This window comes from Pseudomonas sp. NBRC 111139 (genome assembly GCF_001753955.1).
GTDB lineage: Bacteria > Pseudomonadota > Gammaproteobacteria > Pseudomonadales > Pseudomonadaceae > Aquipseudomonas > Aquipseudomonas alloputida.
This window is the reverse complement of sequence record NZ_BCBP01000108.1, coordinates 1-13,575: the sequence shown is the minus strand read 5'-3', so window position 1 is coordinate 13,575 and position 13,575 is coordinate 1. Positions and strand designations below refer to the sequence as shown.

The following is a 13,575-nucleotide window of genomic DNA, read 5'->3' as shown; positions in this document are numbered from 1 at the left end:
CCGCAGCCCAGGTCGAGTACCCGGCTGCCGGCGGGGATCCAGTCGTGGATGATTTCCAGATCGGCTCTCATGCTGTCCTCAGATGGCAATGCGGTTCATGTAGTTCGAGAAACCCTGCATGTAGCGAGGTGTGGGGATCAGGAAGGCATCGTGCCCGTAGGGCGAATCGATCTCCAGGTAGCAGACGTTCTTGCGCGCGGCCATCAGCGCGTCGACGATCTCGCGCGAACGGGCCGGAGAAAAGCGCCAGTCGGTGGTGAACGACATGATGCAGTAGTCTGCCTTGACGTGGGCCAGGGTGGCGGCCAGATCACCACCGTGCGTGGCGGCCGGGTCGAAATAGTCCAGTGCCTTGGTCATCAGCAGGTAGGTGTTGGCGTCGAAACGGCCGGAAAACTCCTCGCCCTGATAGCGCAGGTAGCTTTCGACCTGGAACTCGACGCTGTGGAAGTCGTAGTTGAGCTTGTCGCTTTTCAGCTCTCGGCCGAATTTTTCACCCATCGAATCATCGGACAGATAGGTAATGTGGCCGACCATGCGTGCCAGCATCAGGCCGCGCTTGGGGATCACGCCCTGGTCCTGGAACGAGCCTCCATGGAACTCGGGGTCGGTAAGAATGGCCTGACGCGCCACCTCGTTGAAGGCGATGTTCTGCGCCGACAGCTTGGGTGCCGAGGCGATGTCGACGCAGTGGCGTACGCGTTCGGGGTAGGTCATCGTCCATTGCAGCGCCTGCATGCCACCCAGGCTACCGCCGACGATAGCTGCCCACTGCTGGATGCCCAGGCGGTCGGCCAGCCGTGCCTGGCTGTGCACCCAGTCTTCCACTGTCAATACCGGGAACTCGGCGCCATACGGTTTACCGGTGGCTGGGTTGACACTGCTGGGGCCGGTGCTGCCGTTGCAGCCGCCGAGGTTGTTCAGGCTGACCACGAAGAAGCGGTTGGTATCGATCGGTTTTCCGGGGCCGATGCAGCTGTCCCACCAGCCCGGCTTGCGGTCGGTGGCGGCATGGTAGCCAGCGGCATGGTGGTGGCCGGACAGGGCATGGCAGATCAGCACGGCGTTGCTCGCGCTGGCGTTCAGGGTGCCATAGGTCTCGTAGACCAGTTCGTAACTGGCCAGTGAACGGCCACAGGCCAGTGCCAGCGGTTCATCGAACCGGGCGGTTTGCGGTACTACCAGACCGACGGAATCTTCGGGAAAGACAGTTGACATCGACCCTGCTCACGCTTGACGGAGGCGTAAGTCTAAAGAGCGCTACCCCCAGCGGCAAGCAAAGGCTTGCGACTGGGGGCACGCTGGCTCTGGCGAGCCTCAGATCATTCGCCACAGCTCTTGAGGCATGCCCGCGTAGGCGGCCAGCGGAGGCATGACAAACGACTGGATCACCTGGATCGCCAGGAAGGCGAAGATCGGCGAGATGTCCATGCCGCCCAGGTTTGGCACTAGGCGGCGGAACGGCGCCAGCACGGGCTCGCTGATTTGGTAGGCCAGTTCGGCCGCCGGGTTGTGGCTGTTGGGGGCAACCCAGGAAACGATCACCATGACGATCATCGCCACCCAGAAAATCTTCAGGAACAGCGAGGTGATGCCGATGATCGCCCACATCAGCAGGTGCAGGACGTCGCCGAAGGTACCGTAGGTGACCATCAGCACAAAGCCCATCAGCAAGGCCTGGATGACCACCGCCAGCAGTAGCGACGAGGTATCCAGCCCGCCAACGCTAGGGATGAGCCGGCGGATCGGCTTGAGCAGCGGTTGGGTGGCACGAACGGCGAACTGGCACAGCGGGTTGTAGAAGTTGGCCTTGACCAGTTGCAGCACGAAGCGCAGCAGGACGATGACCAGGTAAAGGCTGACCAGGGTTTGCACCACGAAAATCGCGGCGCCTGACAGTGCATTCATCTAAAGCTCCTTATTTGCCCAGTTGTTCGGCCAGCTCGGCGGAGCGCGTGGCTGCAGCCTGCAGCGCCTGCTCGACGATGGCTTCGAAGCCGCTGGCCTGGAACGACTTGATCGCCGCTTCCGTGGTGCCGGCGGGCGAAGTGACGCGGCGGCGCAGTTCAGCGGCATCGACATCGCTTGCAACTGCCATGCGCGCGGCGCCCAGGGCCGTCTGCAAGGTCAGTTGGGAGGCCGTTTCGCGTGGCAGGCCGAGTTTTTCGCCTGCCGCGGTCATGGCCTCGATCAGCAGGAAGAAGTACGCCGGGCCACTGCCGGACACAGCTGTCACGGCGTCCAGTTGCTGTTCCTGCTCCAGCCACAGGGCGGTGCCCACGGCCGACAGCAGTTGTTCGGCCTGCTGACGCTGTTCGCCGGACACTTCAGCGGTGGCGTACAGGCCGCTCACGCCTTGGCGCAGCAATGCCGGGGTGTTGGGCATGCAGCGCACCACCGGGCGAGCGCCCACCCAGCTTTGCAGGCTGGCGCACGTGATGCCGGCGGCGATTGAAACGATCAGCTGGCCATCCTGCAGGTTGGGTTGCAGTGCCTGACATACGGTTTTCATGACTTGTGGCTTGACCGCCAGCACGATGACGTCAGCGCCATCGATGGCCTGGGCGTTGTCCTCGAAGGCTTCAATGCCGTGCTCGGCCTGGATGCGACTGCGGGTCTCGGCGCCCGGGTCGCTGGCGCGGATCTGCGAGGCGTCCAGGCCCTGGGCACGCAGACCACCGATCAGGCTGGCGGCCATGTTGCCGGCGCCGATAAAGGCAATACGTGTCTTGCTCATGTCAGGTCCTTGTGGAAAAGAGTGAGTGAAGCATGGAATCAGGTGTTGCCGTAGTCGCGGGCGCCGAACAGGGCCGTGCCAATTCGTACCCACGTCGCGCCCTGGGCGATAGCCGCTTCCAGGTCGTGGCTCATGCCCATGGACAGGGTGTCCAGGCCAAACCCCAGGCCTTCCTGCAACTTGCGCAGGCTGGCGAAGGCGGCCTCCTGGGTGGCGCGGTCTTCGGTGGGTTCCGGGATTGCCATCAGCCCGCGCAGGCGCAGGTTGGGCAGTGCGGCTACGGCTTTGGCCAACGCGGGTAGGTCGGCCGGGGTGCAGCCGGATTTACTGTCTTCGCCGCTGACGTTTACCTGCAGGCAGATGTTCAGCGGCGCCAACCCGGCAGGGCGCTGTTCCGACAGGCGTTGGGCAATTTTCAGGCGGTCCACGGAATGCACCCAGTCGAAATGCTCGGCGATGGCTTTGGTCTTGTTCGACTGAATGGGGCCGATGAAGTGCCAGATCAAGGGCAAGTCGCTGAGGGCCTGCTGCTTTGTCAGTGCTTCCTGTAGGTAATTCTCCCCGAAGTCGCGCACACCGGCGGCATGGATCTCGCGGATAGCGCTGGCGGGCTTGGTCTTGCTCACGGCCAGCAACTGGACGCTGGCCGGATCACGCCCGACTGCCTGGGCAGCACTGGCGATACGGGCGGAAATCGCGGAAAGGTTGTCTGCTAGGGTGGACATGGATCGATGCCGGCAGCTGTAGGGTCTGCGGCATTCTACCTGCTTGAAGGCCTTTGGGGAGTCTCATGGATGTGACCGACCTGTTGGCCCGAGCTGTGGATGCGGGGGCTTCAGACCTGCACCTGGCGACGGGCCAGATTCCGATGCTGCGCCTGGATGGCGAGTTGCAGCGTATGGGCTTGCCGCCCTTGAGCCAGGGTGCCTTGAACGAGGGCATGGCGAGCGTGCTGGATGACGACCAGCGCCGGCAGTGGGCCCAAGGCGATGAAATGGACCTTGCGCTGGAGTTGCCGGCGCTTGGGCGCTTTCGGCTGAACCTGTTTCGCCAGTTGAATGGCCCGGCGGTTACCTTTCGGTTGATTCCGGGGCGCATTGCGACGGTGAGTGAGCTGGACCTTGCGGATGTGTTTCAAGCTGTTGCGCAATGCCGGGATGGCTTGATCCTCGTGGGCGGGCCGACCGGCAGTGGCAAGTCCAGTACCCTGGCAACGCTACTCGACCAGCTGAACCGCGAGCGGGCGCTGCACATCATTACCCTGGAAGACCCTGTCGAGGTCATCCATGCCAGCCAGCGCAGCCTGGTCAACCAGCGTGAGATGGGGCGCCATAGTCGCGGCTTTGCTCAGGGGCTGCGCAGTGCGCTGCGCCAGGACCCGGACGTGATCATGATCGGCGAGTTGCGCGACCTGGAAACCATTCGTCTGGCCCTGCGCGCGGCCGAAACCGGGCACCTGGTGCTGGCAACCGTGCATGCGCGTTCGGCGACCAGCAGCATCGACAGGTTGGTGGAGGTTTTTGCTGCCGAGGAAAAGCCGTTGGTGCGGGCGATGCTGGCCGAGTCGCTGCGCCTGGTGGTCGCGCAGGTGCTGGTCAGGCGCGTGGGGGGTGGGCGGGTGGCTGCGCGGGAAGTGCTGGTGGCGACGCCGGCGGTGCGTAACCTGATTCGGGAGGGGCGGTTGGCGCAGTTGTCTTCGGTGATGCAGGGCGGGGCGGCGGAGGGGATGCTGACGATGGAGGGGGCGTTGCGGAGGCTGAGGGAGCGAGGGTTGATCAAAGGCTTGTAGTACCTGCAAAGGCCCTTTCGCGGGCGCGCCCGCTCCCACAGGTATGGCGCTGCCCGCGAGAGCGACGCGGTACCCGTGGGAGCGGGCGTGCCCGCGAAGGGGCCGGTACCGGATAGCGCCGATCAGATTAACGCTTGGCCAGACTCAGCTGCTGCTGCTCTTTCGGCAGCACCCGTTTGGCCACCACGTAGTGCTTCTGCCAGTAAGGCTTGCTCAAGGTGTCGATACTCACCCGCTTGCCACGGCGTGGCGCGTGGATGAAGCGGTCGTTACCCAGGTAGATGGCGACGTGATTGACCCGACGGCTCTTGATGTTGAAGAAGATCAGGTCGCCAGGCTTCAGATCACCCTTGGCCACCTTCACCCCATGGCCCTGGGCCATGGCATTGGAGGTGCGCGGCAGGTCGACGTCGGCGACGTCGTTGAAGGCGTATTTGACCAGCCCGCTGCAGTCAAAGCCTTTTTTCGGGCTGCTGCCGCCCCAAACATAAGGGGTACCTAGCACATTTACCGCACGGCTCAGCACATCGCTGCTTTGCTTCGGCGACATGGCGGCGACATTCGCACCGCGGTTGCTGACGGCATTGCTTGGGCGGGCGCGCAGCGCGGTCTGCTTGGCGGGTGCGTGTTTCACCGACGCGTTGGTCGTGTAGCCGGTGAAACCATTGGGAAGACGTTGCTCACGATTGGTGGCGTGGGCGGCCAGGGGCAATAATAGGCAGAGGGTCAGCCATGTCTTGATCAAAGGCGGCATAGATGAAGCTCTTATGAATAGTTATGTGTTGGGCGCGCAACTTTATAACAGCTTTTTGATCAGTTATTGATCCGTTGGTCGATTGCCTAGGCGCCGTATGTCGGGTAGCGGCGAGAAAGTCACATTTTTTCTTAGAAAATTTTCGGATAACCCACGGGGGCTATGAATGAACAGTTATCAACAGGGGGTGCCCTTTCACGACACCCACAGCAAAACCATTGGCTACCTGCTGTGGATTTTCGGCTTCACCGGGTCCCATCGTTTCTATTACGGCAGGCCGATTACCGGGACCATCTGGTTCTTCACCTTCGGCTTGCTGGGCATTGGTTGGTTGATTGACCTGTTCCTGATCCCGTCCATGGACCGTGAAGCCGACCTGAGGTTTCAGTCCGGGCGTATCGACTACAACATCGCCTGGATTCTGCTGACCTTCCTGGGGGTGTTTGGCCTGCACCGGCTGTATCAGGGCAAATGGATCACCGCGATCATCTACTTCTTTACCGGCGGGTTGTTCCTGGTGGGGGTGCTGTATGACTTCTGGACGTTGAACAGCCAGGTGTCCGAGAGGAATGCGGGGCGGGGCTGACGGTACCGGGGCTGTTTTAGAGCCCATTCAGGGGCAAGCCAGCCCCCCATGAAAAAGGCCTTGTCGCGTCGCCGCGGCAAGGCCTTCTTTTTTACTGGCGGGTCTGCCGCTGTTGCAGCAACAGGTTGCTGAATCCGGCCCCAGCCAGCTGCTTCTGTGCCCCGGTCAACTGCTCGCGGTTGCTGAACGGCCCGACCAGCACGCGGTACCAGGTTTCATCCTTGACCGTGCCCGACTCCACTTTCACGGACTGGCCCAGCAGGATGATCTGTGCCCGTACCTTGTCGGCATCGGCCTGCTTGCGGAACGAGCCGGCCTGAAGGAAGTACTGCGTGGTCGCCGCCGGCTTGATCACGGGTGGTGGCGGTGGTGGGGTCTGGCCGAGCAGCGCCGCCTGCGCCCTCGCCGTGTCGATTTTCGCCGCTTCTGCTGGTGTCACCGGGGTTACCGGCTGAGCCGGCACCGGTGGCGTTTTCTCTGGTACGGCTTCCGGCGGCACAATCACCTCAGACTCCGGCAGCAGGGTGTAGAAGTCGTACTTCGGCTTCACCGGCTGTTGCGGGGTAGCTTGCGCGGGCTTGCCGGCTTCGGCCGTTTTCGCCGGTTTCTCCTGCTCGGGCTTGGTGCGCTTGATGTCATCGCCACCGGGTCCGAGCTTCATCAGGAACACGATGAACGCGCCTACGGTCAGGCCGACCGCCAGCCATACCCAGCCGGGGATCGGCTGTTTGGCCGGTGCCGTCTGGCGGCTGGCGCCGCGTTTCGGGGCAGGTTTTTTCTTGGCAGCCAACTTACATGCGCTCCAGGGTTTCCAGGCCGAGCAGTTCCAGACCTTGTTTGAGGGTGCGGCCGGTCAGGGCGGCCAGGCGCAGCCGGCTCTGCTGCTGCGAAGGGGTTTCGGCAGCGAGGATCGGGCAGTTCTCGTAGAAGCTCGAGAACAGGCCGGCCAAGTCGTACAGGTAGCTGCACAATACGTGCGGCGTGCCTTTTTCGGCGACGTTGTTGAGGATTTCGCCAAACTGCGCCAGGCGCGCGGCCAAGTCCTGCTCGTGGGCTGCGTGCAGCACGATTTTGCCGTCGACTTCGTCAAAGCCTTTGCCCAGCTTGCGGAACACGCCGGCTACGCGGGTGTAAGCGTACAGCAGGTAAGGGGCGGTGTTGCCTTCGAAGTTGAGCATCAGCTCGAAGTTGAAGCTGTAGTCGCTGGTGCGGTGCTTGGACAGGTCGGCGTATTTCACCGCGCCAATGCCCACCACCTCGCCGATGTGGCGCAGTTCGTCGTCGGCCAGGCTCGGGTTCTTTTCCTTGACCAGCGCGTAGGCGCGCTCCTTGGCCTCGGTGAGCAGGTCGATCAGCTTCACGGTGCCGCCGTCACGGGTCTTGAACGGGCGGCCGTCGGCGCCGTTCATGGTGCCGAAGCCCATGTGCTCCATTTGCATCGGGTGGCCGACGAAGCCAGCGCGGCGGGCCACTTCGAACACCTGATTGAAGTGCAGGGCCTGGCGCTGGTCGACGAAGTACAGTGCGCGGTCAGCCTTCAACACGTTGCTGCGGTAACGCACGGCAGCCAGGTCGGTGGTGGCGTACAGATAGCCGCCGTCAGCCTTCTGCACGATCACCGGCAGGGGGTCGCCTTCGCTGTTCTTGAACTCGTCGAGGAACACGCATTGGGCGCCCTGGTCTTCGACCAGCAGGCCCTTGGCCTTGAGGTCGGCCACCACGTTGGCCAAGTCGTCGTTGTAGGCGCTTTCGCCCATCACGTCGGCCATGGTCAGTTTGACGTTGAGCAGCTCGTAGGTCTTCTGGCAGTGCGACAGCGAGATGTCCTTGAAGCGTGTCCAAAGGGCCAGGCACTCGGGGTCACCGGCTTGCAGCTTGACCACCAGGCCGCGGGCGCGAGTGGCGAACTCTTCCGATTCATCGAAGCGTTTCTTCGCCGCGCGGTAGAAGTTTTCCAGGTCCGACAGCTCGTCGCTGGTGATCGGGTTTTCCTGCAGGTAGGCCATCAGCATGCCGAACTGGGTACCCCAGTCGCCGACGTGGTTCTGGCGGATGACGTTGTCGCCCAGGAACTCCAGCACGCGCGCAACGCTGTCGCCGATGATGGTCGAGCGCAGGTGGCCGACGTGCATTTCCTTGGCCAGGTTGGGCGCCGACATGTCGATCACCACCTTTTGCGCCGGGCCGGCTTTGCGTGCACCCAGGTGGGCGTCGGCCAGAGCGGCATCCAGGCGGTTGGCCAGGGCGTCGGTGTTCTGGAAGAAGTTGAGGAAGCCGGGGCCTGCAATCTCGACCTTGCTGATGTCGGCGCTGGCCGGCAGGGCGTTGATCAGTTTTTCGGCGAGGTCGCGCGGCTTCATGCCGGCCGGCTTGGCCAGCATCATGGCGATGTTGCTGGCGAAGTCGCCGTGGGTCTTGTCCCGGGCGTTTTCCACCTGGATCGCCGGCGACAGCCCTTCAGGCAGCACACCGTCGGTGACGAGTTGGGTGAGGGCTTGCTGGATCAGCTGGCGGATGGTGTCTTTCATGGGGATCTCTTTTCGACCGCAAGCGCGGTGAGCGCCTGGATGCGCAGGTGGAAAAACTGGGCATTATCCGTTGCCGGGAGCAGGTTGCCAACCTTTGGGCGGCAAGCTGGGGGCCACAAGCGGCAAGAAAAAGCGGCATCGCACCCGCCCGGCGCTTGCTTGCCGCTGGTCACTCGCAGCTTGCAGCTCAATACAGGTCTACCGGGTCGACATCCAGCGACCAGCGCACCTGGCGCCCGCTCGGCAACTGTTCCAACACTAGCAACCAGGCGCTGATCAGTCGATGCAACGGCGCCCGGGTATTGGCCTGTATCAACAATTGTGCGCGGAATCGTCCGGCGCGGCGCTCCATGGGCGCCGGTACCGGGCCCAGCAGTTCGATGCCCGGCAGGTGCTGTTCGGCCACCAGGCGCTCGGCGGTGGCACAGGCTTCGTCGAGAAAACCTTCGGCCTGCCCCGGCTTGTGTGCTTCGGCACGCAGCAAGGCCAGGTGCGAGTAGGGCGGCAGCCCGGCGGCTCGGCGTTCGTCCAGGGCCTGTTCGGCGAAGGCGAAGTAGCCTTGCTCGGTTAGCTGGACCAACAGTGGGTGGTCGGCCAGGTGAGTCTGGATGATGACCTTGCCGGGCTCTTCGGCCCGGCCGGCCCGCCCAGCCACCTGTACGATAAGTTGTGCCATGCGCTCGCTGGCGCGGAAGTCACCGGAAAACAGCCCACCATCGGCATCAAGGATGGCCACCAGGGTCACCCGCGGGAAGTGGTGGCCCTTGGCGAGCATCTGGGTGCCGACGAGGATGCTTGGCTGGCCGCGCTGGATGGTGCTGAACAGGTTGTGCATGGCGTCCTTGCGCGCCGTGCTGTCGCGGTCCACGCGCAGGATCGGGTAATCCGGGAACAGCACCTTCAGGCGCTCTTCGGCGCGCTCGGTACCGGCACCGACCGGGCGCAGGTCGACGTGGTTGCATTGCGGGCACTGGTGCGGCAGGCGTTCGTCATAGCCACAGTGGTGGCAGCGCAGCACGCCGGAGCGCTGGTGCACGGTCATGCGCGCATCGCAGCGTGGGCATTCGGACAGCCAGCCGCAATCGTGGCACAGCAAGGTTGGGGCAAAGCCGCGGCGGTTGAGGAACACCAGCACTTGTTGGCCAGCTTCCAGGGTCTGTCGGATAGCCTGCTGCAGCGGGCCACTGATGCCGCTGTCCAGTGGCAGGCTCTTCACATCAAGGCGCAGCATGCGCGGCGGGCGGGCCCCCCCTGCGCGTTGGTTCATACGCAGCAGGCGGTAGCGGCCGGTCAGGGCGTTATGCAGGGTTTCCAGCGACGGTGTGGCGGAGCCGAGCAGGATCGGGATGTTCTCCTGGTGAGCGCGTACCAGTGCCAGGTCGCGGGCGTGGTACCGCAGGCCTTCCTGCTGTTTATAGGAGCCGTCGTGCTCTTCGTCGATGATGATCAGGCCGGGGTTTTTCATCGGCGTGAACAATGCCGAGCGGGTGCCGATGATGATATCGGCCTCGCCGTCCCGTGCCGCCAGCCAGGCATCCAGGCGTTCGCGGTCGTTCACCGCAGAGTGCAGCAGGGCAATGCGCGCGTTGAAGCGTTGCTCGAAGCGCGCCAGGGTTTGCGGGCCGAGGTTGATCTCCGGGATCAGCACCAGCGCCTGCTTGCCGGCTTCCAGGGTTTCGCGGATCAGTTGCAGGTAGACCTCGGTCTTGCCACTGCCGGTGACGCCGGCCAGCAAGAACGCGCCGAAACCGCCAAAGCCCTCGCACACGGCGTCGAAGGCATCGCGTTGCTCTTCGTTGAGGGGGAGTTCCGGCTGTGCCAGCCAGTGCTCATGGCGCAGGGCCGGCAAGTGGCGGCGCGTCTCGATCTGCACCAGATCCTTGGCCAGCAGCAGGTCGAGGCTGTCCTTGTTCAGGTTGAGTTTGGCCAGCAGGCTGTGGGCCACGCCGTGCGGGTGCTGGGCCAGGGTCTTGAGGGCGTCGCGCTGGCGCGGCGCGCGGGCGATGCGCGGGTCCTCCAGGCGGGCGCCAGGGGCTATGTGCCAGAAGCGTTCCTGGCGCATTTCGGCGGCTTCACCCTGGCGCAGTAGCGTGGGCAGCGCCCAGCTCAGGGTATCGCCCAGGCTGTGCTGGTAGTACTGGGCGGTCCACAGGCACAGCTTGAACAGCGACGCGGGGATGGGGGACACCGGGTCGAGCAGGGCAGTGGCCGGCTTCAGTTTGTCGGCGGGCACTTCGCTCTGCGTGCACACCTCTATCAGCACGCCGATCATTTCGCGGCGGCCAAAGGGCACGCGGATGCGCATGCCAGGGGTCAAGGTCTGGCGCGCCATGCTCGCCGGCGCCTTGTAGTCGAACAGGCGCCGCAGCGGAGAGGGCAGGGCAAGGCGCAGGATGACGTCGGACACGCGGAAAGTCTCGGAGGGCGTTACAAGGACTGGCGAGCCTAGCAGACGACGGTCGGTGCAAGCGACATCTTGCGCTGACGGTGTGCTCTGGTATTATTCGCCGCCTAATTACGTGCGGTATTCAACAATTGGTGTTGGGTGGCGGCACGCAGCTCGAGGAAGTGACCATGAAAGAAGGTATCCACCCGAACTACGAAGTAGTTGCAGTCACCTGCAGCTGCGGTAACAAGTTCGAAACTCGTTCGACCCTGGGCAACGTCCTGTCGATCGACGTTTGCAACCTGTGCCACCCGTTCTACACCGGTAAGCAGAAAGTTCTGGACACCGGTGGTCGCGTACAGAAGTTCGCCGATCGCTTCGGCATGTTCGGTGCCAAGAAGTAATCATGCGCAGGGCGAATCCTTCGGGCTTCGCATTGTTGCTGAAGAAGGCGTCCCTTGTGGGCGCCTTTTTTGTGGGCGTTATCTGGCATTTCCCGGTCCTGGCGTTCTGCCCACAGCCGGATAAGCCCCAATGGGTAGCGGTACGACAGGTGGTTGATGGCGACACCTTGCGTCTGGTCGATGGCCGCAGTGTGCGGCTGATCGGTATCAATGCCCCGGAAATAGGCCGCAAGGGGCGTACCAGTGAGCCCTATGCCGAAGCTGCCAGGCGGCGATTGCAGGCCTTGGTAAAGGCCAATGACGATCGTGTCGGGCTGGTGCCTGGTGTTGAAGGTAAGGACAAGTACGGTCGCACACTGGCGCACATCTACAGCCGCAATGGCGACAATCTGGAAGCACAATTGCTTAGCGAGGGCTTGGGCTACCGCGTGGCCATTGCCCCTAATGTGCGTTTCAGTGGTTGCCAGCAGCTTGCCGAACAAGTAGCGCGCCAGGCTGGCGTTGGCCTGTGGCGGCGTTCGCCCGTAGTGGCTGCAAGCGATGTCAGGCAGTCAGGTTTCGCTGTTGTGCGTGGTCGTATCGAAGGCATCGAGCGGAATCGTGGTGGGGTCTGGCTTACCCTGGGCGGTACCCTGGTACTGCAGGTTCCCGCTCGTCTGCAGCGCAACTTCCCCGCCAGCTTCTTCGATAATCTCAAGGGACGCCAGGTCGAAGCGCGCGGCTGGGTGCTGGATCGTTCCCGCAGGGGTGGCCTCAAGCCCGGGCAGCGACGTTGGGTGTTGCCATTGACCGATCCAAGCATGTTGGAGCGCATTTCAGGTTAAAAGATGTAGACATTTCGCTGCGATATTGTACACACTGTTGGTCGTATGCCCCCGTGGGTTGTAGCGTAAAGTCGTAGGCTAAAGGCCTTGACACAAGTGACCGGCCAGTCTTGTGGCTCCCCGGCTCTTTGCGTATCCTCGGCGGTCCGTCAGAACAGTAAATAGCGGAATGCCCACCATGTCAGACCTGAAAACCGCCGCTCTCGAATATCACGCTCAACCTCGTCCGGGGAAACTGAGCGTTGAACTCTCCAAGCCCACTGCCACCGCCCGTGACCTCGCCCTGGCCTACAGCCCAGGTGTTGCAGAGCCGGTGCGCGAAATTGGCCGTGATCCAGAGCTGGCTTACAAATACACCGGCAAAGGCAACCTGGTTGCGGTGATTTCCGATGGCACTGCCATCCTCGGTCTGGGTGACCTCGGCCCACTGGCTTCCAAGCCGGTCATGGAAGGCAAGGGTGTTCTGTTCAAGCGTTTCGCCGGTATCGATGTGTTCGACATCGAAGTCGAATCGGAAAGCCCGCAAGCGTTCATCGACACCGTTCGCCGCATTTCGATCACCTTCGGTGGCATCAACCTTGAAGACATCAAGGCGCCTGAGTGCTTTGAAATCGAACGTACCCTGATCGAACAGTGCGACATCCCGGTGTTCCACGATGACCAGCACGGTACTGCCATCGTGACTGCCGCCGGCATGATCAACGCCCTGGAAATCGCTGGCAAGAAACTGGAAGAAGCCAAGATCGTCTGCCTGGGCGCCGGCGCTGCTGCCATTTCCTGCATGAAGCTGCTGGTAAGCATGGGTGCGAAGGTCGAGAACATCTTCATGATCGACCGTAGTGGCGTGATCCACGCTGGCCGTGACGACCTGAACCAGTACAAGGCGCAGTTCGCCCACGCGACCGACAAGCGTACTCTGGCCGACGCCCTTGACGGTGCCGACGTGTTCGTAGGTCTGTCTGGCCCGAACCTGCTGAGCCCAGAAGGCCTGAAGTCGATGGCTGCCAACCCGATCGTGTTCGCCTGCTCGAACCCGGACCCGGAAATCTCGCCAGAGCTGGCGCACGCCACTCGCAACGACGTGATCATGGCGACCGGTCGTTCCGACTACCCGAACCAGGTCAACAACGTACTGGGCTTCCCGTTCATCTTCCGTGGTGCTCTGGACGTTCGCGCCAAGCGTATCAACGAAGAGATGAAGATCGCTGCCGCTATCGCCCTGAAAGACCTGGCCAAGCTGCCAGTGCCGAAGGAAGTTTGCGAAGCCTATGGCGTTGAAGGCCTGGAGTTCGGCCGTGAGTACATCATTCCGAAGCCGCTGGATGCACGCTTGATCACCGTCGTTTCCGATGCTGTGGCCAAGGCTGCCATCGAATCCGGCGTGGCTACCCTGCCATATCCGAAGCACTACCCGCTGACCAGCGTGGATGAAGTGTTCAACGGCTGATTGCCGCAAGCGACATAAAAAAGCCCCGGCTCGCATGAGCCGGGGCTTTTTGTTGGGGCTTGGGAATGTGTCAGGGCTGCAAGGTGTTCGTCAGGGCACTTGTGGCGCCTATCAGATCGA

General features: G+C 62.7%; 14 protein-coding genes. 5 read left to right on the top strand and 9 right to left on the bottom strand.

Translation table 11 applies throughout. The features are described 5' to 3' along the window. The 5 genes from BJQ17_RS31505 to BJQ17_RS28395 all read right to left on the bottom strand — a co-directional run. Positions 1-71, bottom strand: a 71-nt coding sequence (locus BJQ17_RS31505) for a methionine biosynthesis protein MetW (protein WP_218188956.1), incomplete at its 3' end; no start/stop codon positions are given. Positions 72-78: 7 nt separating this feature from the next. Beyond that, positions 79-1,218, bottom strand: a complete 1,140-nt coding sequence (locus tag BJQ17_RS28410) for a homoserine O-acetyltransferase (protein ID WP_003249108.1) — start codon at positions 1,216-1,218, stop codon at positions 79-81. 99 nt (positions 1,219-1,317) lie between these two features. Next, positions 1,318-1,908 carry a YggT family protein gene (locus BJQ17_RS28405; protein ID WP_060544911.1) on the bottom strand — a complete coding sequence of 197 codons (591 nt, stop codon included), beginning with the start codon at positions 1,906-1,908 and terminating at the stop codon, positions 1,318-1,320. Positions 1,909-1,918: 10 nt separating this feature from the next. Beyond that, positions 1,919-2,737: a pyrroline-5-carboxylate reductase gene (gene proC, locus BJQ17_RS28400; RefSeq protein ID WP_004575483.1), complete on the bottom strand. Its 819-nt coding sequence runs from the start codon at positions 2,735-2,737 to the stop codon at positions 1,919-1,921. A 38-nt stretch (positions 2,738-2,775) separates the two neighbouring features. Further along, positions 2,776-3,462, bottom strand: a complete 687-nt coding sequence (locus BJQ17_RS28395; RefSeq protein WP_004575484.1) for a YggS family pyridoxal phosphate-dependent enzyme — start codon at positions 3,460-3,462, stop codon at positions 2,776-2,778. A 65-nt stretch (positions 3,463-3,527) separates the two neighbouring features. On the opposite strand from BJQ17_RS28395, the gene BJQ17_RS28390 reads away from it, so the two are divergent. Continuing rightward, complete coding sequence (locus tag BJQ17_RS28390) at positions 3,528-4,526, top strand: type IV pilus twitching motility protein PilT (RefSeq protein WP_054888583.1); 999 nt, start codon at positions 3,528-3,530, stop codon at positions 4,524-4,526. A gap of 127 nt (positions 4,527-4,653) precedes the next feature. Here the strand turns inward: BJQ17_RS28390 and BJQ17_RS28385 are convergent, their stop codons facing one another. Continuing rightward, a complete protein-coding gene (locus BJQ17_RS28385; protein ID WP_003249118.1) occupies positions 4,654-5,280 on the bottom strand; it encodes a C40 family peptidase in 627 nt (208 codons plus the stop codon). A 166-nt stretch (positions 5,281-5,446) separates the two neighbouring features. Here BJQ17_RS28385 and BJQ17_RS28380 point away from each other — a divergent pair, with 166 nt between their 5' ends. Next, positions 5,447-5,866: a TM2 domain-containing protein gene (locus BJQ17_RS28380; RefSeq protein WP_003249120.1), complete on the top strand. Its 420-nt coding sequence runs from the start codon at positions 5,447-5,449 to the stop codon at positions 5,864-5,866. Positions 5,867-5,957: 91 nt separating this feature from the next. On the opposite strand, the gene BJQ17_RS28375 is transcribed toward BJQ17_RS28380, so the two are convergent. The 3 genes from BJQ17_RS28375 to BJQ17_RS28365 form a co-directional block, all read right to left on the bottom strand. After that, complete coding sequence (locus BJQ17_RS28375) at positions 5,958-6,656, bottom strand: SPOR domain-containing protein (protein WP_070096950.1); 699 nt, start codon at positions 6,654-6,656, stop codon at positions 5,958-5,960. Between the two features lies 1 nt (position 6,657). Beyond that, a complete protein-coding gene (argS, locus tag BJQ17_RS28370) occupies positions 6,658-8,394 on the bottom strand; it encodes an arginine--tRNA ligase (protein ID WP_003249124.1) in 1,737 nt (578 codons plus the stop codon). Positions 8,395-8,581: 187 nt separating this feature from the next. Then, a complete protein-coding gene (locus tag BJQ17_RS28365) occupies positions 8,582-10,801 on the bottom strand; it encodes a primosomal protein N' (RefSeq protein ID WP_070096949.1) in 2,220 nt (739 codons plus the stop codon). Positions 10,802-10,968: 167 nt separating this feature from the next. Between BJQ17_RS28365 and rpmE the strand changes: the two genes are divergently transcribed. From rpmE to BJQ17_RS28350, 3 genes are all read left to right on the top strand, one after another. Beyond that, entirely contained in the window at positions 10,969-11,184 is a 216-nt protein-coding gene (rpmE, locus tag BJQ17_RS28360) for a 50S ribosomal protein L31 (protein WP_003249127.1), read from the top strand. A gap of 2 nt (positions 11,185-11,186) precedes the next feature. After that, the gene (locus BJQ17_RS28355) at positions 11,187-12,008 is read left to right on the top strand and encodes a thermonuclease family protein (RefSeq protein WP_004575487.1); all 822 of its coding nucleotides are present in this window, start codon (positions 11,187-11,189) and stop codon (positions 12,006-12,008) included. A 178-nt stretch (positions 12,009-12,186) separates the two neighbouring features. Then, positions 12,187-13,455 (top strand): malic enzyme-like NAD(P)-binding protein, encoded by a 1,269-nt coding sequence (locus BJQ17_RS28350; protein WP_004575488.1) that lies wholly within the window; start codon positions 12,187-12,189, stop codon positions 13,453-13,455. The last annotated feature ends 120 nt before the right edge of the window (positions 13,456-13,575 follow it).

What these genes read in the sequence shown, in the direction of transcription:
- BJQ17_RS28410 (WP_003249108.1), bottom strand. Translation starts at nt 1,218, where the DNA reads ATGTCAACTGTCTTTCCCGAAGATTCCGTCGGTCTGGTAGTACCGCAA.
- BJQ17_RS28405 (WP_060544911.1), bottom strand. Translation starts at nt 1,908, where the DNA reads ATGAATGCACTGTCAGGCGCCGCGATTTTCGTGGTGCAAACCCTGGTC.
- proC (WP_004575483.1), bottom strand. Translation starts at nt 2,737, where the DNA reads ATGAGCAAGACACGTATTGCCTTTATCGGCGCCGGCAACATGGCCGCC.
- BJQ17_RS28395 (WP_004575484.1), bottom strand. Translation starts at nt 3,462, where the DNA reads ATGTCCACCCTAGCAGACAACCTTTCCGCGATTTCCGCCCGTATCGCC.
- BJQ17_RS28390 (WP_054888583.1), top strand. Translation starts at nt 3,528, where the DNA reads ATGGATGTGACCGACCTGTTGGCCCGAGCTGTGGATGCGGGGGCTTCA.
- BJQ17_RS28385 (WP_003249118.1), bottom strand. Translation starts at nt 5,280, where the DNA reads ATGCCGCCTTTGATCAAGACATGGCTGACCCTCTGCCTATTATTGCCC.
- BJQ17_RS28380 (WP_003249120.1), top strand. Translation starts at nt 5,447, where the DNA reads ATGAACAGTTATCAACAGGGGGTGCCCTTTCACGACACCCACAGCAAA.
- argS (WP_003249124.1), bottom strand. Translation starts at nt 8,394, where the DNA reads ATGAAAGACACCATCCGCCAGCTGATCCAGCAAGCCCTCACCCAACTC.
- rpmE (WP_003249127.1), top strand. Translation starts at nt 10,969, where the DNA reads ATGAAAGAAGGTATCCACCCGAACTACGAAGTAGTTGCAGTCACCTGC.
- BJQ17_RS28355 (WP_004575487.1), top strand. Translation starts at nt 11,187, where the DNA reads ATGCGCAGGGCGAATCCTTCGGGCTTCGCATTGTTGCTGAAGAAGGCG.
- BJQ17_RS28350 (WP_004575488.1), top strand. Translation starts at nt 12,187, where the DNA reads ATGTCAGACCTGAAAACCGCCGCTCTCGAATATCACGCTCAACCTCGT.